This window comes from bacterium (assembly GCA_030646995.1).
GTDB lineage: Bacteria > Patescibacteriota > Minisyncoccia > UBA6257 > WO2-44-18 > JAUSKF01.
The window spans coordinates 141,714-167,381 of the sequence record JAUSKF010000004.1 but is presented as its reverse complement, the minus strand read 5'-3'; the positions used below and the strand labels follow the sequence as shown (position 1 = coordinate 167,381).

General features: G+C 45.2%; 22 protein-coding genes and 2 rRNA genes. 21 read left to right on the top strand and 3 right to left on the bottom strand.

Translation table 11 applies throughout. The annotated features are described in order from the left end of the window. Positions 1–12: 12 nt before the first annotated feature. From Q7S83_02395 to Q7S83_02355, 9 genes are all read left to right on the top strand, one after another. On the top strand, positions 13–183 hold the full coding sequence (locus Q7S83_02395) for a hypothetical protein (GenBank protein MDO8466968.1): 171 nt from the start codon (positions 13–15) through the stop codon (positions 181–183). Next, positions 180–329: a hypothetical protein gene (locus Q7S83_02390; GenBank protein MDO8466967.1), complete on the top strand. Its 150-nt coding sequence runs from the start codon at positions 180–182 to the stop codon at positions 327–329. The genes Q7S83_02395 and Q7S83_02390 overlap by 4 nt, the downstream gene beginning before the upstream one ends. Before the next feature lie 61 nt (positions 330–390). Further along, a complete protein-coding gene (locus Q7S83_02385) occupies positions 391–1,539 on the top strand; it encodes a DUF4263 domain-containing protein (protein ID MDO8466966.1) in 1,149 nt (382 codons plus the stop codon). 316 nt (positions 1,540–1,855) lie between these two features. Then, positions 1,856–2,944 (top strand): S1 RNA-binding domain-containing protein, encoded by a 1,089-nt coding sequence (locus Q7S83_02380; protein MDO8466965.1) that lies wholly within the window; start codon positions 1,856–1,858, stop codon positions 2,942–2,944. Between the two features lie 21 nt (positions 2,945–2,965). Then, positions 2,966–3,232: a 30S ribosomal protein S15 gene (gene rpsO / locus Q7S83_02375; GenBank protein MDO8466964.1), complete on the top strand. Its 267-nt coding sequence runs from the start codon at positions 2,966–2,968 to the stop codon at positions 3,230–3,232. A 39-nt stretch (positions 3,233–3,271) separates the two neighbouring features. Next, the gene (locus tag Q7S83_02370) at positions 3,272–3,802 is read left to right on the top strand and encodes an NYN domain-containing protein (protein ID MDO8466963.1); all 531 of its coding nucleotides are present in this window, start codon (positions 3,272–3,274) and stop codon (positions 3,800–3,802) included. A gap of 4 nt (positions 3,803–3,806) precedes the next feature. Next, a complete protein-coding gene (locus Q7S83_02365; protein ID MDO8466962.1) occupies positions 3,807–5,918 on the top strand; it encodes a polyribonucleotide nucleotidyltransferase in 2,112 nt (703 codons plus the stop codon). 141 nt (positions 5,919–6,059) lie between these two features. Further along, a complete protein-coding gene (locus Q7S83_02360; protein MDO8466961.1) occupies positions 6,060–6,977 on the top strand; it encodes a hypothetical protein in 918 nt (305 codons plus the stop codon). 111 nt (positions 6,978–7,088) lie between these two features. Next, positions 7,089–7,415: a hypothetical protein gene (locus Q7S83_02355; protein ID MDO8466960.1), complete on the top strand. Its 327-nt coding sequence runs from the start codon at positions 7,089–7,091 to the stop codon at positions 7,413–7,415. 29 nt (positions 7,416–7,444) lie between these two features. Here Q7S83_02355 and Q7S83_02350 read toward each other — a convergent pair whose 3' ends face one another. Continuing rightward, positions 7,445–8,005, bottom strand: coding sequence for a hypothetical protein (locus Q7S83_02350; GenBank protein MDO8466959.1), 561 nt, complete (start codon positions 8,003–8,005; stop codon positions 7,445–7,447). A gap of 98 nt (positions 8,006–8,103) precedes the next feature. Continuing rightward, positions 8,104–8,544, bottom strand: coding sequence for a Trp family transcriptional regulator (locus Q7S83_02345; protein MDO8466958.1), 441 nt, complete (start codon positions 8,542–8,544; stop codon positions 8,104–8,106). Positions 8,545–8,668: 124 nt separating this feature from the next. On the opposite strand from Q7S83_02345, the gene Q7S83_02340 reads away from it, so the two are divergent. From Q7S83_02340 to rrf, 4 genes are all read left to right on the top strand, one after another. After that, positions 8,669–10,192, top strand: a complete 1,524-nt coding sequence (locus Q7S83_02340; GenBank protein ID MDO8466957.1) for a YifB family Mg chelatase-like AAA ATPase — start codon at positions 8,669–8,671, stop codon at positions 10,190–10,192. Positions 10,193–10,257: 65 nt separating this feature from the next. Continuing rightward, a complete protein-coding gene (locus Q7S83_02335; protein MDO8466956.1) occupies positions 10,258–11,469 on the top strand; it encodes a trypsin-like peptidase domain-containing protein in 1,212 nt (403 codons plus the stop codon). A gap of 266 nt (positions 11,470–11,735) precedes the next feature. Next, positions 11,736–14,857, top strand: a 23S ribosomal RNA gene (locus Q7S83_02330). Between the two features lie 98 nt (positions 14,858–14,955). After that, positions 14,956–15,073, top strand: a 5S ribosomal RNA gene (gene rrf, locus Q7S83_02325). 34 nt (positions 15,074–15,107) lie between these two features. Here the strand turns inward: rrf and Q7S83_02320 are convergent. Then, entirely contained in the window at positions 15,108–15,542 is a 435-nt protein-coding gene (locus Q7S83_02320; protein MDO8466955.1) for a hypothetical protein, read from the bottom strand. A gap of 49 nt (positions 15,543–15,591) precedes the next feature. Here Q7S83_02320 and Q7S83_02315 point away from each other — a divergent pair, with 49 nt between their 5' ends. The 8 genes from Q7S83_02315 (at position 15,592) to Q7S83_02280 (ending at position 25,071) form a co-directional block, all read left to right on the top strand. Further along, positions 15,592–16,362, top strand: coding sequence for a hypothetical protein (locus tag Q7S83_02315; protein ID MDO8466954.1), 771 nt, complete (start codon positions 15,592–15,594; stop codon positions 16,360–16,362). Between the two features lie 102 nt (positions 16,363–16,464). After that, complete coding sequence (locus Q7S83_02310) at positions 16,465–17,562, top strand: FtsW/RodA/SpoVE family cell cycle protein (GenBank protein ID MDO8466953.1); 1,098 nt, start codon at positions 16,465–16,467, stop codon at positions 17,560–17,562. Next, positions 17,555–18,421: an endolytic transglycosylase MltG gene (locus Q7S83_02305; GenBank protein MDO8466952.1), complete on the top strand. Its 867-nt coding sequence runs from the start codon at positions 17,555–17,557 to the stop codon at positions 18,419–18,421. The genes Q7S83_02310 and Q7S83_02305 overlap by 8 nt, the downstream gene beginning before the upstream one ends. A 124-nt stretch (positions 18,422–18,545) precedes the next feature. Further along, on the top strand, positions 18,546–19,229 hold the full coding sequence (locus tag Q7S83_02300; GenBank protein MDO8466951.1) for a DUF3800 domain-containing protein: 684 nt from the start codon (positions 18,546–18,548) through the stop codon (positions 19,227–19,229). Between the two features lie 346 nt (positions 19,230–19,575). Next, positions 19,576–19,971 (top strand): hypothetical protein, encoded by a 396-nt coding sequence (locus Q7S83_02295; GenBank protein MDO8466950.1) that lies wholly within the window; start codon positions 19,576–19,578, stop codon positions 19,969–19,971. A 125-nt stretch (positions 19,972–20,096) separates the two neighbouring features. Then, complete coding sequence (locus Q7S83_02290; protein MDO8466949.1) at positions 20,097–21,359, top strand: DUF2130 domain-containing protein; 1,263 nt, start codon at positions 20,097–20,099, stop codon at positions 21,357–21,359. Then, positions 21,346–22,500, top strand: coding sequence for an AAA family ATPase (locus Q7S83_02285; protein MDO8466948.1), 1,155 nt, complete (start codon positions 21,346–21,348; stop codon positions 22,498–22,500). The genes Q7S83_02290 and Q7S83_02285 overlap by 14 nt, the downstream gene beginning before the upstream one ends. A gap of 195 nt (positions 22,501–22,695) precedes the next feature. Next, positions 22,696–25,071: an N-6 DNA methylase gene (locus Q7S83_02280; protein MDO8466947.1), complete on the top strand. Its 2,376-nt coding sequence runs from the start codon at positions 22,696–22,698 to the stop codon at positions 25,069–25,071. Positions 25,072–25,668 lie beyond the last annotated feature (597 nt).

Sequence of the window (25,668 nt, the reverse complement as noted above, 5' to 3'; positions counted from 1 at the left end):
AATGATTTAATCATGAATAAAATCACTTTTGTGATCACGGAAAAAGAAATTGAGCGAGTTGCCGGGCGGAAAATAGGCAGGGCGAATGCTAATAAGATTCTAAGGGCAGTCGAAAACGACGTGGTTCTTTGGAGCGACATCGAAAATTCTATTAAAGACGCAATTAATCAAATTCTTTTATGAACCTATTAAGATTCATCAAAGAGCTAGAAAAAATCGCAAAAAGCGTTGAGCGACCGGAGAAAGTAGAAGTTCAGATGGCAGACACCATTCCGGTCGTGGAGCCGCTTTTGATAGAGGGCGTGGTTTATATCTCGGACCAAAAATAATTTTCTGCCCTAAATTTCGGCCACATTTTCAATGAGCAGTCTTTTGTGTTATTTTGTCGCTATGGAAAACATTCAACCGAAAGAGATAGGGGGCATGAAACTGGTTGAGGCGTCAGCACCTGACTATGTCGCTGGAAAATTGCCCGGGAAAATATATGCATCAGATTTTCGGGGTCAAAGCGGGAAGTATTTCAGCGTTGTTGCAGATCAGCCGGAAGGCGGGAGTCGGGTTTTATATGAGGGTGCTCGGCTACAGATAAGAGCCGCCTATATTGCTCAACGTGGGCAGGTGGTTGAGCTAAAAATCGAAAGGTATGAAAAGAAAAAGGGAGTGCTTGACCCGAATAGTAAGGTCGAAATCCGAATTGACACCAAAAACCTAGTTGTACTTCGTGACTTTATTGATTTTTTACAGAAGACAAATCTATCGGCGGTAGCAGCCGGGCGTCTTAGTTTCGATGCCAATTTGAAACTTGACCCTGATCTACAGGCTAAATTAGTTGCCCTTGCTCAAGACGAGGCTGGGAAGGAGATATTGCTTAAATTGTTCCAGGATGGATATCTTACGGCAGGACTTGACCTTCCAGATCTGATTAAGAAAGGTTTGATACGAACAAAAATTGAGGAGAAGTTCTCAGTAATTACCGAATTTGAAAAATTGATTAACACTTCAGGCGCTAATGAGTTGGTAATACAAGAATTTCTCACCTCGGCGCCGTGGATTTTTGGTCCAGAATATATAAGCGCCGATATCCGCGGAGCTGGCTCTTCCGGCATTCCCGATCGGCGCTTAAAAAGAATCGATGGGCTCAGCGATATATTAGAGATAAAACTTCCAACGGCTGAGGTTTTAAGGACTGATAAAATGGGTCGCCAGTACATTGCAGACGACACAGCTAAAGCTCTAGGCCAGTTAATGGCATATCTTGAGTTTTATACCAGCGAGTATCGTCAGGAGAAAGATGATAAAAGCGGCGAGGAGATATTACCGGATACTTATGGACGATATTACAAACCGAAGGGAATCCTTTTGATTGGAAGAAGAAGCGTCGCCTCTGGAGTCGATGGGGTTAAGACGACTTCGGATGTTCATCCAAAATATCTGCGGCGGATAATGTCGTATTTTCATGGTATCGAAGTGCTGACGTATGATGATCTTATTGAGCGTGCACGCAATGGGCTAGAGGCAATATCTGGTGGTGATAAATAAGGTCGTCGGCTTTTTGAGGAGATAATTTCTCCGGGAAATTTTTTGGCGTGGATAGAAAATCCTATTAAGCCGCGGATTTCTGGCGGCTACATACTTCGCCAGCCCCACCCCCCCGGCTTTAAAATTGTAGGCTAGTGCCGGTGAGCTTCTAAGGAACATCTCGGAACCCCGACGGGCTTGGTCTACTTATATAGTAGCCGTCGGGGCGAGAGAGAAGCAGGCTGGCTCGCAGGAAGCCAGCCATGGTGTGTCCGCGGAAGCTTGCCGGCACGAGTCTGTTTGCGTTTTTTTAAGCCATCCGCTATACTTTTACACAATGATTTCTGTAACCAAGACAAACTCTCAGCTCGGAAATTTTCTGAAAACCGAAGGCGCGGGAATAACTATCTTCAAGCATGGAGATTTAGTGGATGGAAAAATGATTAAGAAAGCCCCGAAAGCGGTTTATTTTGACTTGGGTTCTTTCGGCACGGGCGTAGTATATGGAATCGAACTGATGAACGCGCAGGAAATTTTGCGTAATGCCAAAGTCGGCGACACTATCACCGGAAAAGTTTTGGATGCGGAAAATGAAGATGGCTATGTGGAGCTTTCTCTTCGTGAAGTTGGAAAGCAAAAAGCTTGGCAGGAAATTAAAGATTTGAAAGACAAGGGAGATGTGGTGGCGGTAAAAATCACAGGAGCAAATTCCGGCGGCTTGATGACCGATATCAATGGCTTGAAAGCTTTCTTGCCGGTTTCCCAGCTTTCTACTTCCCACTTCCCGAAAGTAGATGACGGCGACAAGGCGAAAATTTTGGAAGAGTTGAAGAAATTAATCGGCGCCGAACTGAAGGCAAAGATCATCGACGTGAATCCTCGCGCCAACAAATTAATCTTGTCGGAGCGGGAAATCGTGAGCGAGAACGTAAAAGAGCTTTTGGCTAAGTATAATGTAGGCGATATTATCGATGGCATCATCGGCGGCGTGGCTGATTTCGGCGCTTTCTTCCAGTTTGCCGATAACCCGAGCATTGAGGGCTTAATCCATATTTCTGAATTGGATCACCGCTTGATTGAGAATCCGAAAGAAGTGGTAAAAATCGGCGATGCTGTAAAAGCGAAAATCGTGGAAATTAAAGACGGTCGCGTCTCCCTTTCTTTGAAAGCTTTGAAACCGAATCCATGGGATAAGGCGGAAGAGAAGTTCAAATCCGGCGGAGAATATTCCGGCACAGTCTTGCGCTTCAACCCATTCGGAGCTTTCGTTGGATTGGATGCCGATATCCAAGGCTTGATTCACGTATCCGAATTCGGCGGCATTGATGAAATGAAAAAGCAGATTGAGGTAGGGAAGTCCTACACCTTCAAAGTCGATTCCGTTAAGCCGATGGAAAAGCGCATCATCCTAAAGTTGAAAAAGTAAGATATAATAAAAAATATAAACATGTTAACTTCCAGAAAAAAGAAAACAGTAATTAAAGAGCACGGCGTACACGACACCGATACCGGTTCGGCCGCGGTTCAGATTGGTTTGTTGTCCAAGCAGATTGAAGAGCTGACTGATCACTTAAAAACGCACAAAAAAGACAACCACTCCCGCCGTGGTTTGTTAAAGATGGTCGGCAAGCGCCGCCGTCTTTTGGCGTATCTCGAAAAGACCGACAACAAAACCTACAACAGCGTTGTCAAAAAACTCGGCCTGAAGAAATAGTATTTGGTATACGGTATTTAGTATTAGGTATAAAGAAATATGATTAATAAAGAACAAAGAGTTGGCATCTTCATAGATGTCCAAAATCTTTACCATTCAGCAAAAAATTTATATAAATCGAGGGTTAATTTTAAAGAATTAGTTCGCGCTTTAGTGGCCGGCCGGAAATTAATCCGCGCCATCGCTTATGTGGTAAAAACCGAAGGTACTGCCGCCGAAGCTGAAACCAAGCAGGCGCGCGATGGTGAAGCGGCTTTTTTTGACGCATTGAAAGAAGCGGGCATAGAACTTCGGATGAAAGATATCCAAGTTTATCCCGGCGGAATGAAGAAAGCCGATTGGGATGTGGGTATGGCGGTGGATGCCATCCGGATGTCGGGATTTCTCGATGTCGTGGTGCTGGTTACCGGAGATGGAGATTTCCTCCCCTTGGTGGATTATCTGAAATGGGGCCAGGGCAGGGTAGTCGAAGTAGCCGCCTTCAGCCGCACAGCGAAAACGGAAATGAAAGAGCAGGCCGATAGATTTATCGCAATCGAAGAATTACCAAGAGCTTTAATACGAAAATAAAAAAATGGATTTACAAAAAAAGATTTTCAAAACAGAATTTGCCGGTCAGCCTTTAAGCCTTGAGGTTTCTACTTTGGCGCATCAGGCCAATGGCGCAGTGATTGGAAAATATGGAGGCAACACCGTCTTGGTCACCGCTGTAATGGGTTCGGAAGATAAAGATTCCGATTATTTCCCGCTCTCGGTTGATTATGAAGAGCGTTTTTATGCCGCTGGAAAAATTTTGGGAAGCCGTTTTGTGCGCCGTGAAGGCCGCCCGGGCGAAGAGGCGATTTTGTCGGGCAGAATTATCGACCGCACCATCCGCCCGCTTTTTGATCACCGCTTGCGCCGCGAAACCCAAGTCGTGGTCACTATTTTAGAAATTGACGGCGAAACTGATTTGGAATTTATTACTTTACTTACCGCTTCTACAGCAATCGCTATTTCCGATATTCCGTGGAACGGCCCAGTAGCGGGAATCAAGATGCTTTTCGATGGCAGTAAACTTACTCTCAACCCGAAGGATTCCGAAATCAAAGCCGTCTGGCCGGCAGAAAAAGGATTTTTGAGTTTCGTCTCCGGCACTTCCGAAAAAATTAATATGATTGAGTTGGAAGGTGTGGATGCTGACGAATCCGAAATCGCCAAGTCTTATGAATTAGCGCAGAAAGAAATCGCCGCGATGATTAAGTGGCAGAATGGAATCGTGAAAGAAATCGGTAAACCAAAATCCAGTGTTCAACTCGCTGAGCCGGATGCAAAGCTGGTTAAAATGGTGCAGGAATATTTGAACGACGGAAAATTGGAAAAGGCGATGTATATCAAAAATAAAGCCGAGCAACATCGCAAGCTCGCTGAAGTGCAGGCCGGTTTGAAGGCTTTGTTGGAAGCGGATGGCCGAGATGAAAAGGATTTGATGTTGGCGAATCAGATATCTGAAAGATTCACCGACGACTTGGTGCACAAAAAAATCATTGAATCAGAAATCCGCCCAGACGGCCGCAAGCTTGATGAAATTCGCGACTTGCACGCCGAAGTGGGTTTGCTCCAGCGCGCTCATGGTTCCGCTTTGTTTATCCGCGGCGAAACCCAAGCCTTGGTGGTAACTACCATCGCCCCCCCGGGAGCCGAACAGCTAATGGAAAGCATGCGTGGAATGGTGGAGCGCCGTTTTATGTTGCACTACAACTTCCCGCCATATTCTACCGGTGAGACCGGCCGCGTGGGCGCTCCAGGCCGCCGTGAAATCGGCCATGGTTCTTTAGCGGAAAAAGCGGTGAAAAATTTGATTCCTACAGAAGACGAATTTCCATATGTAATTCGTGTGGTCTCGGAAGTTTTGTCGTCTAACGGTTCCTCTTCGCAGGCGACTACCTGCGGCGCGGTTCTTTCTCTAATGGACGCCGGTGTGCCGATTAAAAAAGCCGTCGCCGGTATCGCGATGGGTATGATGACCGCTCCTGATGGCAGCTATAAAGTGCTGACTGATATTCAGGGTCCGGAAGATCACTACGGTGATATGGATTTTAAAGTTGCCGGCTCCGCCGATGGCGTGCGCGCTGTGCAGATGGATGTGAAAATTGATGGATTGACCAACAAAATGTTGATTGACGGTTTGGCGCAGGCGAAAAAAGCTCGCTTAGAAATTTTGGAAGTGATGAATAAGGCAATTGATAAGCCGCGCAAAGAAGTTTCGCAATACGCTCCGGTGATTATGCGTTTGGATATCGCTCCTGATCAGATTGGTGAAGTCATCGGCCCCGGAGGAAAAGTCATCAATGGAATCATTGAACGCACCGGCGCTCTTACTATTGATATTGAGCAGGATGGTCGCGTGTTGATTGCCGGCCCCAACAAAGAAACCGCCTTGGCCGCTTATAAAGAAGTTGAAGCTATCACTAAAGATTATTTAGTAGGGGATATCGTGGAAGGCCCGATTGTGAAGATTTTGGAATTCGGAGCGATTGTGGAGTTTTCTCCCGGCCGCGATGGAATGATTCACGTTTCCGAGCTGAAAGACGGATTCGTAAAGAAAGTTGAAGATGTAGTGAAAATGGGTCAGGTGGTGAAGGCGAAAATCATCAAGACCGATATGGGAAAGATAGGGCTTTCGCTGAAGGGCGTACAGCAATAATTGCTCAAAGATTTTCTCTTCCCTCAACCCGCGCTTTTTTAATTCGCAATATTACCTCTTCAATTTGCATTATTAGCGATTACTTTCTGTGGATAGTCTCTCGGTTGTAGGATAATCCAACGCTGATAGACTGGTAAGTATATGGATGATCAAAATAAGTTCCCGTTTGAATTACCAAAAGGCAGTGAAGCTCCGGCTAAGAATCCTCCAGCCCCTCCGCCAGCTGGCGGATCCTCGCGGCCAGAAGTAAAAATCGCCACAGGCAAAGTAGGCTCACCGGCTGGTGGTCCGGATTTTATTTCTCCGGAAACCTTTGAAGCTTCGCCGATTCCCGCAGGTGTAAAATCCAACAGCAGTTTGGTGAAAAATATTATTTTAGCTATTGTGGCAGTAGTTTTCGTGGGGGGCGTGGGCGCGCTCTCTTATTTCGTGGTTTTTCCGTTGCTTTTCCCGCCGAAGGGTTCCGTTACTAATACCCCTCCTGTAGTCGCTAGCCCGATTACGCATAAGAGTTATTTGGTTAAACCTCCGGCCGCCGAAGTTGAATTGAAATTAAACGATCACAAATATCTGACTATTGCGACCGCTTTACAGAGCGAGTCCTTTAATCAATTAGCGGAAGGCCAGATGAAGGAGGTGAAAATTTCTGAGAACGGCGCGCAGGTTCCTTTCCCGACCTTTCTCTCCTCGGTTTCTCCTGTAGCCTCGGCTTTGGCGGATGGAGGATATTTTGAAAAAGATTTCACCGCCATGCTTTATTATGATGCGAGTGGCGTCTGGCCTGTTTATGTGGCGAAATTAAAAGCGAGCGCGAATGCCGCAGATTTGGTGTCTATAATGAAGAGCATTGAAGGAGTTTTGGATTTAGGAAGTTTCTATCTTGCTCCTCCGGGATCCTTTGCGACGTTTAAAGATGGGCAAATTAATGGACGAGCCACTCGTTATTCTGTGGGCACTCAAGCGGGAGCAGCCTTCAACTATGGATTACTCGGCGATTATTTCGTTCTAGCCACAAGCTATAACGGCTTGAAAGCGGCGGTGCCGTTGTTGGGTCTCTGATTTTAGTAATCGCGAATAACGCGAATTGCCCCAAAATAATGCGAATTCTAACGAGGCGATTTACAAAATTAGCATTATTTGCTTAAATTAGAATTATTAGCGAACACTATTATGAATAAAAGCTGGGACGAACAAAAAAAGAAACTTCTTGAGGAGCAGGATGAAATCGTAAAAGAAATGAAGACTTTGGGCGTCGTGGATTTTGGTTCTGACACTGAAAGCGAAGTCGCGGAAGAAGAAGCTGATGAGGCCGAAGAATTTTCCAAGAATAAAGGGATTGAGCAGGAGTTGAAGGGTCGCTTGATTGATGTGAAAAACGCTTTAGATAAGATTGCCACCGGTACTTACGGAAAATGTGAGAAGTGCGGAATGGAAATCGAAGCGGAAGTTTTGGCAGTTGATCCGGAATCCCGTCTCTGCAAAATGGATAAAAAGTAGGAAAACCGCCCCGAAGGGGGCGGTTTTGTTTAGGAGCGGAATCTTTGTGAGTACATCCAGAGATTGGGATTTTCTTTCGGATGGTCGTGCCAGACTCGGGCACTGCAGACATCGCACATGTGGGCGAAGGCGGCGAGTGGGCCCATAAATCTTTTCTTCGGCGAATAATCGTCGATCTCTCCTTCGGCATATTTAATTCCATTGAGGTGCTCGGCAGTTAGCTGAATTCCGTATTGCGCGGATTTCTTCAGTCGGAATTCGTGTCGCGCCGCCTTGTTCTCCATCTTCACTTTCCCGACGTGCTTCCACGGCTTTTCCAGATCGTGCAGGTAGAGCACTAAGAGGGCGTCGGAAAGAGAAAAGGGAAGTGGGCGGACCGCATTAAGAGATTCGTAGATATTCACCGCAATATTCATTACTTCGGTGATATGGTCGAGATAGCCGCCTTCCCAGGCCTGATGATTGTGCGAAGAGCCGGGAGATTTTTCCCAGAGCTTTCTATTTTCCTCATACAATTTCATACAAGCGCTGCGATTCGGTTCTTCGATCTTCCCGATCAGGTACTCCATCCGCAGGTAGTTAGTGCCCATACCAGTTTCCTTAAGTGAAATGTTCCGGCTCTATTATTACATGCCCCAACCTTTTTATCAAAACATTAACCACTATCTCATGAGATAGTGGTGGGTTGTTATCGGCGTAAGAATTTCCAACGGTACTTTGGATCACTGTACCCCATTTGTAGATTTGCGATGTATTCCCCTAAATTTATTAAGAATTTTTCTCCAATGGATTCATCCGGCAATGCTAGTTTAGCAGGTGAGCCTTTTTTGGGCGCCAACCTTCTCCAAGAATAATATTTATTTGATAACAGACTTTTCTTGACGGCACTTATCGTATTCGGGGAAAGCCAAAGCACTTCTCCGATTTGCGAATAACTTAAGCCATCTTGAATTAGTAATATTGTCGTCAATCTACGCAGCATCAAATTTCGCTCATGCTCTCCAAGGAGTTTATTAAGAATCCCTTCCACTTCGCGGTTAGATTTTGCCCGGGCCAGTTTTTCAACCACCTTATCCCACATAAACCGATCCCATTCCGCACGAGACTTAAACTGTTCTAGTTTTTTCATGTACTGAAAATAATACCACTATCTCATGAGATAGTGGTAGGCGGTTGCGCGGGGAATTTTTTGTCACGAACTTTTTTTCTGTCAATCTTTACAAACCCCACGGACTTTATAGACTTGATGGACTATGGCAAACATTTCAAAAGTTTTTGCGGCGGAACTGGATGGCATCGACGCGAAGCTTATTGAAGTTGAGACCGACATCAACGTCGGTCTTCATGCTTTTAATATTGTGGGCTTAGCCGACAAGGCTTTGTCGGAAGCGAAAGAACGGGTGAATTCTGCTTTGAAAAATACCGGAGTAAAAGCGCCGAATCGCGAGAATCGGAAGATTGTGGTGAATTTAGCCCCGGCGGATATAAAAAAGAACGGCTCGCAATATGACGTGGCAATCGCGCTCGGATATTTACTTGCGAGTAAACAGATAAAAGAATTTGATGCCAGCGATAAAATTTTCGTGGGCGAGTTGGCTTTGTCGGGGGAATTGCGTCCGGTGAATGGCGCTTTGAGTATCGCGCGTCTCGCGAAGAAGCTGGGATTCAATTCTGTTTTCTTGCCGCAAGTGAATGCCGTGGAGGCGGCGATGGTATCGGGCATAAAAACTATTCCCGTGAAAAACCTCGCTGATTTAATTGATCACTTGGAAGAACGCGCGACCATCAAAGCTCATCCGCCGACGAAGCTGGATTCTAATTCTCCCGGAAATTTCCCTGATTTTTCCGAGGTGAAAGGCCAGGAGCACGCCAAGCGTGCCCTGACGGTTGCCGCGGCCGGTGGCCACAACATCATTATGGTTGGCCCGCCCGGAACCGGAAAAACTCTGCTCGCCCAAGCCCTGAATTCTATTTTGCCCGAGCCGGACGCGGCCGAAGTAATTGAGATGACTCAGATTTACAGCTCTGCCGGAGCGCTGGCCGGCCTTCCATATATAAACTTCCGTCCCTTCCGCGCCCCGCATCACACCGCCTCGCCCGTCTCGGTGGTTGGCGGCGGCTCTAATCCAAAACCCGGAGAAATCAGCTTGGCGCATCGGGGAATTTTATTTTTGGATGAATTGCCGGAATTCCGACGTGATCTTTTGGAATCTTTGCGCCAGCCGCTGGAAAGCGGAAAAGTTTCGGTGGCGCGCGCCAAGCAGAGCTTGATTTTTCCGAGCAAATTTATTTTAGTAGCGGCGATGAATCCCTGCCCTTGCGGATATCACGGTGATCCGGAAAAAGCCTGCCAGTGCTCGGCCTTTGAGGTGTTCCGTTATCAGAAAAAGGTTTCCGGCCCGTTGCTGGATCGTATTGATATTCAGATTAACGTGCCGCGGATGAAGATAGCAGAATTGCGTGTGGCGAAGACTGGAGAGTCTAAGGCGGTAAAGAAGATGATTTCCGAAGCGCGTGATGTCCAAAAAGAAAGACTTGGAGAGCATAAACTTTTTACTAATTCCGAGATGAGTTCGAAGCTCGTAGATAAATTAGTGGACCTCAATCAGGGTGCCGATAATTTTATTAAAGAAGTCTTTGATAAGTCCATGCTTTCTACCCGCGGTTATTATCGCGTCTTGAAAGTAGCCCGCACGATTGCTGACTTGGAAGGCTCGCAAAAGGTTTCCGCCGAGCATCTCGCCGAAGCTTTCAATTATCGCATCAAGACAATTTAGAGGGGGTTTACAATCCAAAAAGCCGGCGTAATATAATAGGTAGTTACTTTGAAAGGGTCAGAGTCATGAAAATCGCCCGTGCTCCTGTTTTTCTGCTCATTTTCTCTTTGTGTTTCACCAGCATCGGTTGTGGCGAAGAGGCTACTCCGAATTCTGAAGCCGCTACGAAAGTTGAACCTTCGGTTCTTCCGGAACTCGACGCGATGGCTATCGCCGAGCTTTACAGAAATACCCTTGTGGACATTCAGACGGTGGTGACGCGCGAAGATGGACGAACTGAAGTCTGGGGTGGAAGCGGATTCTTTATCGATAAAGATGCGCACGTTCTTACCTGCTGTCACGTCGTCTATGATGACTCTACGGAAGTGCAGGGGATGTTCGGAACTTATCAGGTTTCTCCGGTGCGTCAGTACGAATATTGGATTACGCTGAACAATCGGAAGTACAAGGCGACTCTGCTGGGCGCCAACAAATATGTTGATGCCGCAGTTCTTACTGTGGCCGACATTGAGCCGACTGCTTATCAGGCTGCTAAATTGGGTGATTCCGACAAGGCGAAGATGGGCGAGAGGGTTTACGCTTATGGAAATCCGATGGATCTTCCCAGAACTTTCACCAACGGAATTGTTAGCGCTACTCATCGACAGATTACCGGCGCAGACGATCTTTGGTACATCCAGGACTTTATTCAGACCGACACTCCGATCAACCCCGGCAATTCCGGCGGTCCGCTGATTAACTCGCGCGGAGAAACGATCGGCATCAATGCCGGCACTTATCGCGGTTTTGATGGCTTGCACCTTGCGGTTTCGATCAAGCTGGCGAATCCGAAGAAGTTGATGTCTGACGGAATCGTGAAGATGGCTTACTTGGGAGCGGATGTGATGCTGGATAACTTTGCTCGCACCGGCGTTCCTGGTGATTCTGGTTTCAGCGATATGGTTACGATGAACACGTTGACCGGCATTGATCACCGGAAATCTCTGGAGATGCTGGCTGACATGACCTATCCCGTTCCCGACAACAGTGAACTCCGGTCGATTGTAATCGGAGTTGACGTCAAATCTCCCGCGGAAATTGCCGGCCTGAAGCGTGGCGACTTGGTTACCCACTTCAACGGTGCCGCCGTGAAGAACGGCCGCGACGTCCGCATTATGATGCTGGATATCGGACCTGACAAAGAGTTTGAGGTGAAGGTGACGCGCGTCGAAAAGGGCGTCGCTTCTGAACTCACTTTGAAGCTGAAGCTGATGAAGGAAAAGCCTAAGTCTCCCTAATTAATACCAGCCCCAAAAGGGCTGGTTTTTTAGCTATTGACCTGCTTTTTGACTAGGTATACACTTACTCCTACGAATGAAAGGCAGACCTCGCTTGCGCGATGGTTATTTGAAAATCCACTCCAAACATAAAATGTTTATTTATGAATGGAATTGAAATTGTTTTTTGGTGATGCGCTTGTGGCGTGTCATCAATTGTTATCAACATCGCGATGTGAAAACATCGCAAGCGACATTAAGCATGTCGTGTCTCTAGCGCCCAACTTTGAGGGTGCTTTAAGAGCGTATGGTGGATGCCTTGACACAAAATAGCGATGAAGGACGTAGCGTAGCTGCGATAAGCTTCGGGGAGGTGTGTAGCAACCTTTGATCCGGAGATTTCCGAATGGGGAAACCCCTTTGCGTAGACCGCATTGACCTCGTCATTTATTGACGCGGAGCAGACCCACTGAAGCGAAACTTCCCAGTAAGTGGTGGAAAATAGAAAAATATTTATTACCTTAGTAGCGGCGAGCGAAACGGTAACAGCCCAAACTCAAATTTATTTGAGGGTAGTAAGATAAAGACATTTTAGAGATATGAAACAGGGTTTCTGTCCCGCATTGCGGGACAGATATAGTGCCTTGTTTCGTGTTTCTAAGGGGTCTCGGAGTAATCCGAGGAGGAGTTAAAAATTTATTTGCTAGTCGAAACTTCTGGAAAGAAGTCCCAAAGACGGTGATAGGCCGGTAGGCGAAAGCAAATAAACTCTTGTTTTTACCCGATGTAAAAGTCGGGAATTCCGACAATGCTATCGATCGCAAGATTGATGGTATTGTCGGAAAATCTTGAGTAACTCGAGGCCAACAAACCTTGAGTGAATCCGCCGGTACTATCCGGCAAGGCTAAATATATTTTGTGATCGATAGTGAACTAGTACCGTGAGGGAAAGGTGAAAAGTAGGCCGGAAGGCCGTTGAAATAGTACCTGAAACCATATGCTTACAAGGACTTGAAGGCCGAAGTTCACCGCAAGGTGAAGTGGCTAACAGGGTGCCTATTGAAGAATGAACCAACGAGTTTACGGATATCGCAAGTCTAAGTCCTAAGGGACGCAGGCGTAGCGAAAGCGAGTGTTAATAGCGCGCAAACCGTTTTATTTTATAAAACCAGCGTTATTCGTAAGACCCGAAGCCAAGGCGAGCTTGCCCTGAGCAGGTTGAACCCCGAGTAAAATCGGGGGGAGGACCGAACTGGTGGGTTGTGCAAAACCCTCGGATGACTTGGGGTAAGAAGTGAAAAGCTAATCGAGCTTGGTAATTGCTGGTTCTCTCCGAAATATATTTTGGTATAGCGGGCAGCTAAAACGGTATAGGGGTAGAGCTACTGGTTCGGGCCTACAGGTCGAAAGATCGAGTCTCGAGTCAAACTCCGAATACTATACTGAAAAGTTGCCTAGTCAGACTGTGGGGGCAAAGCTCCATGGTCGCGAGGGAAAAAGCCCAGATCGCCGTCTAAGGTCCCTAAATCTTCGCTAAGTGTTAAAGGTAGTCATCAACCACAGACAGATAGGAGGTTGGCTTAGAGGTAGCCATCCTTTAAAGAGTGTGTAACAACTCACTATTCGACGGTTGGTGGCGCCGAAAATGTACCGGGGCTAAGCGAGGTACCGAAGCCGCGAATTTGTTCGGATTAGTCCGGACAAGTGGTAGGAGAGCATTCGCAACTGCTGTGAAGGAGGATCCGTGAGGACCTCTGGAGTGTTGCGAAGAGAGAATGTTGGTATGAGTAACCACAAATCAAATGAGAAATTTGATCCCCGAAAATCCAAGGTTTCCGTGGCAATGGCAATCATCCACGGGTTAGGCGATCCTAAGGCAATGGCGAGAGCCGCAGCTGATGGGAAGCCGGTTAATATTCCGGCCCGCCTGGTGCATTCGATGGAGTGACGGAGAATATAAGGTTGAGCGCCTAAGTGGTTTGGCGTCGACGGTGTTAAGACTCGATATCCAGGGAAATCCGGGTATCTGCCTTTAATGGCGAGTTTCGCGCATTGGCTTAAGGTTAGGTTTTTACCTGACTAATTCAACTGAAGAGACTTCCAAGAAAAACTTCTAAGGTTCGTGCATTAGGCCTCGTACCGTAAACCGACACAGGTGGGTGAGTCGAGAAGACTCAGGGGAACGAGTGATTCTTCGTTAAGGAACTCGGCAAAAAAGCGGCCGTAAGTTCGCAATAAGGCCTGCCCTTCGCAAGAGGGGCCGCAGCTAAAGTATGTCTGGCGACTGTTTACCAAAAACACAGCTCCCTGCTAACTCGCAAGAGGATGTATAGGGGGTGACGCCTGACCGATGCGAGAAGGTTAACGGTGGGGGTATGTAGTTTACTCTGTATACTCACTGCCCGAAGCCCTCGTCAATGTCAGCGATAACTATAATCGTTCTAAGGTAGCGCAATTCCTTTTCGGGTAAGTTCCGAAGCGCACGAATGGCGTAACGACTGGACAACTGTCTCAACGAAGAGCTCGGTGAAAATGCGATTCCCGTGAAGACGCGGGATACCTGCAGCAAGACGAAAAGACCCCGGAAGCTTTACTGTAGTTTGATATTGGCTTTAAGATTTTGATGCGTAGCGTAGTGGTGAGGGGTTGAAGTGGCGCTTTTGGGTGCCATGGACCCGCCAATGAAACAGCCATCTTTAAAATCTTAAAATCTAACCTCGACGGCAAAAACGTCGCGGGACAGTGTCTGATGGGCAGTTTTAATGGGGCGTTATCCTCCTAAAAAGTAACGGAGGAGTTTATTAAGGTTGGCTTAGCCCGGATGGAAATCGGGCCGGACGTGTAAACGCACAAGCCAGCTTAACGGCAAGACTTACAAGTCGCGCCGGTGCGAAAGCAGAAGTTAGTGACCCGACCACTCTTTAGAGAAAGGTGGGAGACAACGGCTAAAAGTTACTCCGGGGATAACAGGCTAGTGAGATCCGAGAGTTCCTATCGACGATCTCGCTCGGCACCTCGATGTCGGCTCGCCCTAGCGCGGAGGCGGAGAAGTTTCCAAGCGTATGGCTGTTCGCCATTTAAAAGGGCACGTGAGCTGGGTTCAAACCGTCGTGAGACAGGTTGGTCTCTATCTGTTGCAGGCGTAAACACTTGAGGGTAGTCGTCCCTAGTACGAGAGGACCGGGATGAACATACCTCTGGTCTACCAGCTTTGGTACCAACTGAAGCGCTGGGTAGCTATGTATGGAAAGGATAAGCGCTGAAAGCATCTAAGCACGAAGCCTCACCCAAGATTAAGTGTTGTTCGTAAGAACGCGGTCCGTAGAAGACTACTACGTTGATAGGCTCTAAGTGTAAGGCCCGCAAGGGTTTCAGCTGAGGAGTACTAATAAACCGTTGCACCCTCAAATTTGTGCACTAGAACTGTTGATAATAATTGGTCACATTACAGGCGCATCACCAAAAAACAATTTCAAAAAAATAAGTGTTCACATCAAGTTTTTTGCTTGCTGGTGTTTCACTCGAGCGTGTCCCACCTCTTCCCATTCCGAACAGAGAAGTGAAAGCGCTTGAGCCTGATGATACTTGCTGCTTCGGTGGTCGGGAAAGTAGGGTACGCCGGCATACAAAAGCCTTGATGAAAATAAAAAATCCCCGATTCATTTCGGGGATTCTGCGTTTTTCAGATTTTCGTCGTATTCTTTAAGTTTTTGTTCAGTTGACTCATTGAGTTTTTCCGCTTGGGTCGCCAAATAGCGGTAAATACTGAGATTGTCTAGGTAGGTAGAGGAGTCGGGATTATAGGGATTTATTCTTTTTCTGATGGCGTGTGCCGTATCAATGTTCTGGATTGTTTGCAGGATGTTTACCTTAATTGCGCTCAATGCATCCGAATCTTCCTGATAGCTGTCGATGCGTTGATTGTATTCATTGACCAGATGTTCTACTTTTTCATCCGCCGATACTAGCTGTGCCTCGATCTTTTTTAGTTCGCCAACTCGGCGTTTCACCCCGGAATTATAAGCTCCAAAAATTACCACCCAAGACAGACCTACGATGACGATCGCGATCACCGTCCACTTCAAAACTCGCATATGCGTCCTTTCTCAATGAACCGGGTTATCTTATAATAAGAGTTATAAGATGTCCAGAACGATAAAGCAGCTAATTTACGGATTTTTTTACTTAGCGATACTCGCCGGTGTAGTTTACGGCGGTTCGGTAGTAGTCCGAGAGACCGCGCCCTCCTGTTTTGATAATCGGATGAACCAGCAGGAAGAACAGACGGATTGCGGCGGACCTTGTATCTCCTGCGCCATTAAGCGGCTTCAGCCGATTTCTCCGAAATTGGAATATTTTGGAGTGGGGGACAATACCACCGCGATTCTTACTCTTTCTAATCCTAATTTGGAGTACGGAGCGCAGTCTTTTATCTACACAATCAATTTTAATGGCGCCGGCGGAACAAGGCTTTTCTCCATCACAAAAGATTCTTTTATCTATCCGGCCGAAGCTCAAAAGATAATCATTGAACCTAATTTGAAATTTAATTATCGCTCGATAGTCGGCCAGCCGGAGATTGTCATCTCGGCGGTAAATTGGAAGTCGCTCACGGATTTCTCCGAGCCGCAATTCCAAACCCGCCAGATTAAGACTGTCGTGAGCGGCTCCACTGCCACCGTTTCCGGAATTCTGGTGAATCGTGAGGCCTCCAGCTTCCCGAAGGCATCAGTGGGAGTATTGGTGTTCCAGCAAATTTTCGACGGAGAGAATCGCTTGGTGGGAGCTTCAAAAACCGTGCTCCAGACCCTTCAGCCATTCGAAGAGCGCGCTTTCAAGATTATAGTCCCAATGGACGCCGCCTTTAAATTGCCCGAGATTGAAACCTTGATTACCACGGAGGTTCAAAGGTAGTAGTAATCGCGAATAATGCTAATTAAAGAGGTAATATTGCGAATAGATCCTCGATCCATTTGCATTATTTGCTAAAATTCGCATTATTAGCGAATACTCAATATGATGTTTACATTTTTTTCTAAGCAAGACTGGTTTTTGAATTGCGCGCTGTTATTTTTAGCCGGCTGCAGCCTCACTATTTTATCGAGTATTGATCGGGCTTTATTTTTGCCGCAGTTGATTTGGTTTCTGATTGCCTTCGGCCTAATGCAGGCGATTGCCTTTGTAGATTGGCAGCCTTTTTTCAATTATCGCTGGATAGTTTTTGGCGTGTATCTTTCTGCCGTTCTGCTTCTGGCCGCTACCTTCTTTTTCGCCCCGACTATCCGCGAGGCGAGAAGCTGGCTAGTTTTCGGGCCGGTGCAATTCCAAACCTCGGAATTCGCCAAGCTAGCGTTGATTATTCTTTTCTCGTACTTTTTCGCCAGAAGCCACGTTGGTATCGCGCGGGTCGGAGTGTTGGCTAAATCCTTTATATATTTTGCGATTCCGGCCGCTTTCGTATTGAAGCAACCTGATTTGGGTTCCACAATTATTATTTTCTCCATCTGGGCCGGGTTTTTGTTGGTCAGCGGCATTCAGTGGAAGCATCTTATTATTGGACTAGTGTTGCTGTCGGTGTTGGGAGTATTCGGTTGGACTTCATTTTTAAGAACCTATCAGAAAGAGCGCATTATCGCTTTCTTGAATCCCAGTTATTCTCCGTTGAGGATAAACTACGGCGTGATTCAATCTAAGATTGCCATCGGCTCGGCCGGATTTTTCGGCAAAGGCTACGGGCAGGGGACGCAGGTTCAGCTTGGGTTTTTGCCTGCGGCGGAGACGGATTTTATCTTTGCCGCTTTCGTGGAAGAGTGGGGTGGATTGGGGGGCGTGCTGGTGCTGGGGGCTTTCGTTTTAATGCTTCTGCGGATTGTGAAAATCGGCCTAGACGCCAATAATAATTTTTCCAAGCTGATTTGTTTGGGCGCGGTGATAATGTTCTTGGCGCAGTTCGCTATCAATATCGGCTCCACTCTTGGCTTGGCTCCGGTCATCGGTGTTACCTTCCCATTTTTCAGCTATGGAGGCTCAAGTATTTTAATCAATGCCATGCTTCTTGGTATTATTCAGAGCATAGTCTTGCGGGCGTCTTTTTTAAGAAATTCTTATGACTAGGTGGTTGCCAATAATTTTAGTTGCCATAGTTATTTTCACTGCGCCCCCCGCGGCTTATTTTGTGGCTCCGGTAAATTCCGCCGCCGCCCCGCAAAAGTTCGTAGTAGAGAAGGGAGATGGTATGCGGGAGATTGCCGCGGCTCTGGAAAAAGACGACCTGATAAAATCTCCGGCGGCTTTCGTTGTGTATAGCGTAGCCTCTGGTTCGGCGGGTAAGTTGAAGGCCGGCACTTATGAATTGAGTAAGGCAATGAATGTGTTCCGGATTGTGGATTCTTTGCATGCCGGCCCGAAGGAGGATATTTCAATTTTAGTGCGAGAAGGGGAGACGTTGGCGGAAATTGAGGCAAAGCTGGTGAAGGCGGGCATTGTAAAAGCAAAGACGCTTTCCCGATATCCCGGAAAATCTCTTGAAGGATTTTTGTTTCCCGATACTTATCGCTTCTTCCCAAATTCACCAGTGGATTCGGTAGTGAAGAGATTTTTCACCAATTTTTATAATCAGGCTGTTCCTGCCTTGAAAGATTCCAAGCGGGATTTTTATGAAACTTTGATTATCGCCTCAATTTTGGAAAAAGAAGTTCCGTTCCATGACGACCGGAAGTTGGTGGCCGGCCTGCTCTACAAGCGGCTGAAAATCGGAATGGCCCTTCAAGTAGACGCCGCTCCGGAAACCTATGACCACCCCGGCTTGCCGAAAAAACCGATCGCCAACCCCGGCTTGGACGCTATCCGCGCCGCTGCTAATCCGCAGGCCTCGGAATATCTCTACTACCTCTCCGATCCCAAAACCTACAAAACTATTTTTTCCAAAGACTTCGACGAACACGTGCAAAATAAATTTAAGTATTTAAGATAGCTTCTAGGGAGATGGTAGCTAAGGGCTATTAATGGGTAGATTACTATATTTATGGGTAGATTTGGTTAGTAGTTGAGTAGATTTAGGCATTGTGTGGGGCTTTCCTATGCTGTAAAATAGCCGTATGGCTAAGGTAAATAACTTTATTTTTGTGGATGAATCTGGTGATCCGGGCAAGCCTTTTTTAGTTGACTCATCGGGGAATAAGACGGCAACCGGCGCCTCCCCTTTTTATATAATTTCTGCCATGTGTTTTGATGAGAAAACTTTATTTAAAATGGAGCAGAGGATAATGGAAATTAAAAATAAATTTGGTTATAAAAAAGAAATAAAAAGTAATGATGTTTCTTTGCCACTCTATGGGTCGCTATTGGCTATATTGGATGAGTTAAGTATTAAAACCTACTACCGTTTGATAGACAAGCGAACATATAAAGGAGTTTTTGAGGTGGATGGAGATAAAAAGCTGCACAATATTTTTGACGAATATAATTTAGTAAAGGCGGTTGCCTATGCCATTCAAGGTGATAATTTAGATGAGGTGGAAGTGGTCATTGATCGAACAGATCGGAGATTGCTAGATGGGAAATTCGACTCCTTTGACAACTATCTAATGAAAAAAGTGAAAAAGTACATCAAAGATAAAGATAGAGAAAGAATCAATCATATAACGCACGTTGATTCTCGATATGTAAATGCAATGCAAATGTCAGACATTATAGGCGGGGCAATTAAGGACGATTTTACAAAGAAGAATGAGGGTTTAATAAGGTTGGTATCAAGCAAAAATCTTATAAAAGTCCCATAAAAAGCAAAGGGGGCGCCCACACCTGGGACACCCTTTACAATTAAGACTATATACCCGCAGGCCTGCATAGTCAAGTGCTTTTTCCACAGAAGGTCAGCGGTGGTTCTGGGCGAGGAAGAATTCAAAGTTCTCAAAGCGATATGGAAAGAGTCATTATAAAAAATCGGACCCCGCATTTCTGCGGGGTCCTCGGAGGCCGAAGCCCTAATACCTAAAATATAGCAGAATTTCCGCAATAGTCAACGAATTTGTCCACAGCAGGGCAATAGTGGACTCTGGCCAAAGATAGTTGCTTTTCAGGTTAATTCGTGCTATTATCTGCTAAGCCCAATTAAGGAGGTTGGCCATGAAAGGCGCAAGTCCGGAGTTGAAGGCGGCGTGGAAAAAAGCTCGGGAAGTGAATGCGACGAAGGATTTGTCGCATCTCATGTCGGCCAATGGGAAAGCGGAAGACACAAAGACGACGGCAGTGATGACCGAGTTCAAGGATTCGGCGCGAGTTGTGGAAATCACCTTCGTCGCAGTTGCGGGTCCGCGATCGCTGGCAATGCTTCCGAAGATGAGTCAGTTAATCGCGCTTGCGCGGGAAGCATTCCCCGAGATTCCGTTCAGTGATCTGTGCATCGAAGTTGGCCAACCCGAAAAACGATGCGGCGATATGGTGAACAAGATTTACATCAGCGAGTTCCATGGATTCAAGTACCACGTCCATCAGCAGCACTATCCCGTCCTAGGTGGTTAAGTAAGAAAGTGGCCCCGCCTAATAAGCGGGGCTTTTTATTTCCCGAAGACTTGATTCCTTCCTGGGGCGCAGCGAGTTCCTGTATACCAGATTTTCTGGTAGAATCAGTAACAATTAAAATCAAAATGGAAACCCCAGGGCAAAAAATTGAGTGTCCGAAATGCCGTGCGTTATTTTCGATGGATGAGGTTTTGACTCATCAAATAAAAGAAAAATTAAAAAAAGAATTTGGCGAAGAAAGCAGGCTAAAAGAAGCCGAAATTACTACACAGAGAAAAGAATTAGAAGCCGGGCAGGTCAAATTATTAGAGGCTCAACAAAACTCGCAAGCGGAGGTTAACAGGAAAGTAAACGAAAAGATTGCCGCTGAGAAACCTGCTTTGCGGAAGCAGGCTCAAGCTGAGGCAGAAAAGCAAAAGTTGTCTGAATTAAAATTTTTAGATGAACAGCTCAAAGAAAAGGATAAAAAGTTAGAGGAAGCGAATGGAAATGAGTTACGGCTACGCAAAGAGAAGAATAAACTTGAAGAGGACAAAAAGAACTTTGAACTAGAGAAGCAGAGGCAATTAGATGAGGAACGAAAAAAGATATCAGAAGAAGCTAATAAAAAGGCCGTAGAGGAAAGTTGGTATAAAATTGCCGAACTGAATAAAAAAATCTCGGACGTTACGAAAGCGAACGCTGATTTGATGCGCAAGCTAGAACAAGGATCGCAGCAAACTCAGGGCGAGGTTCTGGAATTGGAACTTGAAGAAATACTGAGATCTGAATTTCCGATTGATGAAATTTTGCCAGTCCCCAAAGGAGTTACCGGCGCCGATGTTATTCAGAAAGTTTTGGATCGTGGCGGTCGATTATGCGGAAAAATTGTTTGGGAATCTAAAAAAACCAAGGCTTGGAGCGAGGGATGGATTCAGAAGTTAAAAGATGATCAAAGAGCGATTAAGGCTGATGTAGCAGTGATTGTTTCTGCGGTTTTGCCGGAGGGGGTGAAGGGATTTATTTTTCGAGACGGAGTTTGGATTTGCGACACGAAGCTTTCTATAGCTTTAGCTACGGCCATACGAATGAATTTAGAAGCAGTCACGAGGGAGAGGGCAATGTCGGTTGGCAAGAATGAAAAGATGGAAGTACTTTACAGTTATTTAACTGGCGTGGAGTTTAGGCAGAGGGTAGAGGCAATCGTTGAGGCTTTCACTAATATGGGTGAAGGTTTAAGAAAAGAACGACTGGCATATGAAAAGATTTGGTCTGAGAGAGAAAAGCAAATTCAAAAAGTAATTACGAACACAGTAGGCATGTATGGGGATTTAAGCGGTTTAGTTTCTTTACCACAGATAAAAACTTTGGAATTAGAAGATGGCAGCGGGGCACATGAAGCTCAATAAAATGAAACTTACTATACCTAAGCAAGATGGGACGAGTATCACCGAGGAAATAATATTAGAGTTGGGAAATTACACAATTTTGGCTGGCGAGAATAATAGCGGAAAAACAAGCTTAGTTAAGGCAATTATGGATCATGAAGCAATGGGAGAATATGAGCCTATTTTTATTCCCGCAGAGAATACTCAGCCACAGAACGAAGAAACAAAGACCTCCGCAACAACGACTGATTTTTTTAAGCTCCTAAAGCTTATCCTCGGCCCGATTTTCGATAAAAGTATGCTTAAGGATTTAGCGAATAAATTTGAAACGTCTAAAGCGAAAAAAGAATTTGTTGGCGGAGTAAATAGGATTTTGAATGATTTTGGTTTGGAGAAGAAGGAGTTTGATCTGAAGATATCCGAGGATAGTTTTAAGGAAGATTTGATTATTAAGCTGATAAAAGCCTTCGTAAAAGATTTATATAAAACAAAAGTTGGTGAGGTGGATTTTGAAAAAATTGGAATGGGCGCGCAGCGTCTCATAGTTGCAGCGCTTATTCGGTACTACGCCGAAAGAGAGATTAGAGAAGAAGAGAAAATTTTAATAGTTTTCGAAGAGCCAGAAGCATACCTACATCCAAAATGGAAAAAGAGCTTATATGGTGCCCTCTTTAAGCTTTCTCAAAGGCCGGGCGCGAAAGTTCTTATTACGACCCATGATCCATATTTTATAGAGCTGGGTAAGGGGCAGGCAATTTACCAAATATATCGCGATGATACCAAGAAGGATGCGACCGCCGTGAAAAGAATGGATGGCGTAGGGGTGCTTCCTTATAAGTCAGATGGTGAGATTAATTACCTCATTTTTGGAGTAGCGAGCGAGAGTTACTATTTAGAATTATATGAATATTTAAAGCGCCGTGAAGAAAAAAGTGGTAGGTACACAGGTGATACTTACACTGATTTTGACGAGTATATGTTCAATGCTTATTTTAAATCAAAGAAAGTAGGCCGAATCTGCAAAGCCGATAATAAAAAGGATCCAATCACGCCCATTACTAGACTAAGGCACGATATTGCACATGGTATTGATGTTCCAGTTTCAATAGATCTCGCGGAAGCAACCGAGGCACTAATCAGTTTCATTAAGGCGATAAAGTAGGAAAGGAATTTACTAACCTAGAGAGTAAAATGGAAGAAGGCGGCTAGGGCGAGGATTGGATCCACGCCCTGAGGAGCTTTCTCGGCATAGCTTTGCTATATGTATTATTTACTCTTTTCCGTTTTCGATATAAGCGAAGATGATATAATCAAACAATAGGAGATAATTTTGCTTTTACTGCTTTGGGGGTTTTCCATGACTAAGAACGAGAAAAAAACCGAAAACCTATCTCGTAAACTTCTGACAAAGGCGGGTATTTTTGATAATGCAGAATTTGTTGTTGAAGAACAAAAAAGCGACAATCCCACAATCCAAAAATTACTAAAAAATGCCAGTAAGTCTGGTTTAGGATCGGGAAAGCCGGAGTTTATTGTTAGGAAAAAAGACGACAATGATTTTTTACTAATCATCGAATGCAAAGCGGATTTAAAATATCACGAATCAAAAAGCAGGGATCAGTACAAGGATTATGCAGTTGATGGCGCTCTTTTGTATGGTAGTCACCTGGCCCGGGAATTTAATGTTATTGCCATTGGTATTAGCGGCGAAGATGAAAGTGATTACAAAGTAAGTACATATTTATATCCTAAAAACTCTTCTACCTATACAGATTTATTAGATGAAAATAATAGAAAAATCGAGAAAATACTGCCTTGGAATAGGTATATTGAGCGTGCGAAATTTGATCCTGCGTTAGCAAAGTCCCGGCATTCTGATCTAATGCGTTTTTCCCGGGAGTTGCATGATTACATGCGCGATTATGCGAAGATTACTGAAGCCCAAAAGCCATTGCTAGTTAGCGGTGTTTTATTAGCTCTCATGGATAAGGGTTTTGAGGTTGCATACAAGAAATACGAAGGAGAAGAATTGGCCAACGAGACATTTAATTCTTTAAAAAAGATTATAGATAAAGCGGAGCTTGGAGACACGCATGAAGCTAAGAAGAAAGCAGTTGTAAACGCGTTTAGTTTTATAGCACACCATCCTGAGTTACAAAAGATTGACGCCAAGAAAAACGAATCCCCTTTACTACACATAATCAGAGATTTACAAATGCACGTTCAGCCCTTCACCAAAGATCACTATGATTTTGACATCATAGGCAATTTTTATGGTGAATTTATTCGTTATACCGGAGGTGATGGTAAGGGTCTTGGTATTGTTCTAACCCCAAAACATATCACCGACTTATTCTCAGAGTTGGCAAAACTAGACAAGAATTCAGTCGTTCTTGATATATGCGCCGGAACTGGCGGTTTTCTGATATCGGCGATGAAAAAAATGACTGGAAAAGTTTCGGCGGAAGAGAAAAGAAGAATACTATCCAACTCCCTTATTGGCATCGAGCAAGAACCCCAAATGTTTGCTCTAGCTGTTTCGAACATGATCTTGCGAGGTGATGGGAAGACTAATCTTTATCAAGGTTCATGTTTCGATGACGTTCTTTTCAATAAAATTAAAAATAAAGCGAACGCGGGTTTTATGAACCCACCATATTCACAAAAAGGTGACAATTTGCATGAGTGGGATTTCGTCATTCGCATGCTTGATGGGTTGAGTAAGAACGCGACGGGGATAGTAATTGTGCCAATGTCTCTAGCGATCGATACCAAGCATCCACTTCGTGAAAAACTTCTCAGCGAGCATAGATTAGAAGCGGTGATGAGTATGCCGGATGACCTATTTTACCCCATCGGAACCGTTACTTGTATTATGGTTTTTACGGCTCATACCCCACATGATAGCGACGAGCATCACGAGAGCTGGTTCGGATATTGGAAAAATGATGGTTTTAGAAAAGATAAAAGGGATGGCAGGGTCGCTACCGACAAATGGCGAGATATAAGAGAAGCATGGTTGGCGGCTTTTTACGGGAAAAAAGAAATTCCTGGTTTTTGTGTTCTTAAAAAGATCACCAAAGATGATGAGTGGTGCGCTGAGGCGTATCTCGAGACTGATTTCTCAAGAATTAGTGGATTAGAATTTATTCAAAATACAGTGAATGTAGCTGCGTTTTTATTTAAAAACGGGAAAAGCGAAATGGCTGAGTTCTTGTTAAAAAATAAAGATTCTACTAAGAAGGAGCAATTAATAGATACTCGCAGTTGGAGAGTGTTTGGCTTGGGTGATCTATTTCGCTTTGAGAAAGGGGAGAGATTGACAAAGCCCGATCGTATAGATGGCGAGATCCCACTAATAACAGCTGGAGAAAATAACAACGGTGTTTCCGAATACATTTCTTTGGAGGAGTTCCAAGGCAAGAAGAAGATATTTCAAAATAAAATAACCGTCGATATGTTTTTTAATGTTTTTTATCATGACTATAAATATTTCAGCGACGACAATGTGCACACGCTTATTCCGATTGACTTTGAGCTTAGTAAATTCAGCTCTTTATTTTTGGTAACTATACTAAGTAAATTGAAGTATAAGTATGCCTATGGCAGACAAGTAAGGCTTATGAGATTGCCTTTCGAAAAAATTAAACTTCCCATTGGTAAGAGCGATAATCCTGATTGGCAATTTATGGAAGACTATATAAGGTCTTTGCCTTATCCTTCAGGATTTTAAATTGAGGCTTGGCTGAATCTCGTGAACGAAGTGGCGTGGGCGGATTTCTAACTTAGCGAGCCCCTGTTCCAAACTCCGGACTCGATTCCGAGGCGTAGCCCTGCGCGAATAGGATTTTTTATTTCCCCAACCAGCACCAACGCAGACTGCTCTTGGCCGTAGGGCGGATTACTTGGAGGAACATGCCGCAGGCGATTTGGATTGGCTCATTAGGGACAAATCGCCGAGGGAGAGGTAAATTTGCTCGCTGGAAGCAAATTATGCCGTTTCCGAGAAGTGATCGCCCGAAAGTGCCAAGTGCGGTCAAGGGGAGTTATCCACACCCGGTGCTACAACCAACAGGCTAGATTAGAGTAGCTTTCGGCAAGTTTGTGTGGAAAATAGAGGTTTGTGCTTAGGTCATATTTGTTGTAGCACCGGGCACACCCCAACGCACCCTTGACAATTTTTGTCAACGGGTATACACTATTAACTAATTAAAGAAATCCATAAGCTACGCTCAAATCGGTAAAAAGCGTGGTTTGGGTTTTGGCGTTTTTCTGAATTTGACCCCGCACCTTTTCTATGACGTGAAGTTTGCCTGCCTATGACGCAATA

What these genes read in the sequence shown, in the direction of transcription:
- Q7S83_02395 (MDO8466968.1), top strand. Translation starts at nt 13, where the DNA reads ATGAATAAAATCACTTTTGTGATCACGGAAAAAGAAATTGAGCGAGTT.
- Q7S83_02390 (MDO8466967.1), top strand. Translation starts at nt 180, where the DNA reads ATGAACCTATTAAGATTCATCAAAGAGCTAGAAAAAATCGCAAAAAGC.
- Q7S83_02385 (MDO8466966.1), top strand. Translation starts at nt 391, where the DNA reads ATGGAAAACATTCAACCGAAAGAGATAGGGGGCATGAAACTGGTTGAG.
- Q7S83_02380 (MDO8466965.1), top strand. Translation starts at nt 1,856, where the DNA reads ATGATTTCTGTAACCAAGACAAACTCTCAGCTCGGAAATTTTCTGAAA.
- rpsO (MDO8466964.1), top strand. Translation starts at nt 2,966, where the DNA reads ATGTTAACTTCCAGAAAAAAGAAAACAGTAATTAAAGAGCACGGCGTA.
- Q7S83_02370 (MDO8466963.1), top strand. Translation starts at nt 3,272, where the DNA reads ATGATTAATAAAGAACAAAGAGTTGGCATCTTCATAGATGTCCAAAAT.
- Q7S83_02365 (MDO8466962.1), top strand. Translation starts at nt 3,807, where the DNA reads ATGGATTTACAAAAAAAGATTTTCAAAACAGAATTTGCCGGTCAGCCT.
- Q7S83_02360 (MDO8466961.1), top strand. Translation starts at nt 6,060, where the DNA reads ATGGATGATCAAAATAAGTTCCCGTTTGAATTACCAAAAGGCAGTGAA.
- Q7S83_02355 (MDO8466960.1), top strand. Translation starts at nt 7,089, where the DNA reads ATGAATAAAAGCTGGGACGAACAAAAAAAGAAACTTCTTGAGGAGCAG.
- Q7S83_02350 (MDO8466959.1), bottom strand. Translation starts at nt 8,005, where the DNA reads ATGGGCACTAACTACCTGCGGATGGAGTACCTGATCGGGAAGATCGAA.
- Q7S83_02345 (MDO8466958.1), bottom strand. Translation starts at nt 8,544, where the DNA reads ATGAAAAAACTAGAACAGTTTAAGTCTCGTGCGGAATGGGATCGGTTT.
- Q7S83_02340 (MDO8466957.1), top strand. Translation starts at nt 8,669, where the DNA reads ATGGCAAACATTTCAAAAGTTTTTGCGGCGGAACTGGATGGCATCGAC.
- Q7S83_02335 (MDO8466956.1), top strand. Translation starts at nt 10,258, where the DNA reads ATGAAAATCGCCCGTGCTCCTGTTTTTCTGCTCATTTTCTCTTTGTGT.
- Q7S83_02320 (MDO8466955.1), bottom strand. Translation starts at nt 15,542, where the DNA reads ATGCGAGTTTTGAAGTGGACGGTGATCGCGATCGTCATCGTAGGTCTG.
- Q7S83_02315 (MDO8466954.1), top strand. Translation starts at nt 15,592, where the DNA reads ATGTCCAGAACGATAAAGCAGCTAATTTACGGATTTTTTTACTTAGCG.
- Q7S83_02310 (MDO8466953.1), top strand. Translation starts at nt 16,465, where the DNA reads ATGATGTTTACATTTTTTTCTAAGCAAGACTGGTTTTTGAATTGCGCG.
- Q7S83_02305 (MDO8466952.1), top strand. Translation starts at nt 17,555, where the DNA reads ATGACTAGGTGGTTGCCAATAATTTTAGTTGCCATAGTTATTTTCACT.
- Q7S83_02300 (MDO8466951.1), top strand. Translation starts at nt 18,546, where the DNA reads ATGGCTAAGGTAAATAACTTTATTTTTGTGGATGAATCTGGTGATCCG.
- Q7S83_02295 (MDO8466950.1), top strand. Translation starts at nt 19,576, where the DNA reads ATGAAAGGCGCAAGTCCGGAGTTGAAGGCGGCGTGGAAAAAAGCTCGG.
- Q7S83_02290 (MDO8466949.1), top strand. Translation starts at nt 20,097, where the DNA reads ATGGAAACCCCAGGGCAAAAAATTGAGTGTCCGAAATGCCGTGCGTTA.
- Q7S83_02285 (MDO8466948.1), top strand. Translation starts at nt 21,346, where the DNA reads ATGAAGCTCAATAAAATGAAACTTACTATACCTAAGCAAGATGGGACG.
- Q7S83_02280 (MDO8466947.1), top strand. Translation starts at nt 22,696, where the DNA reads ATGACTAAGAACGAGAAAAAAACCGAAAACCTATCTCGTAAACTTCTG.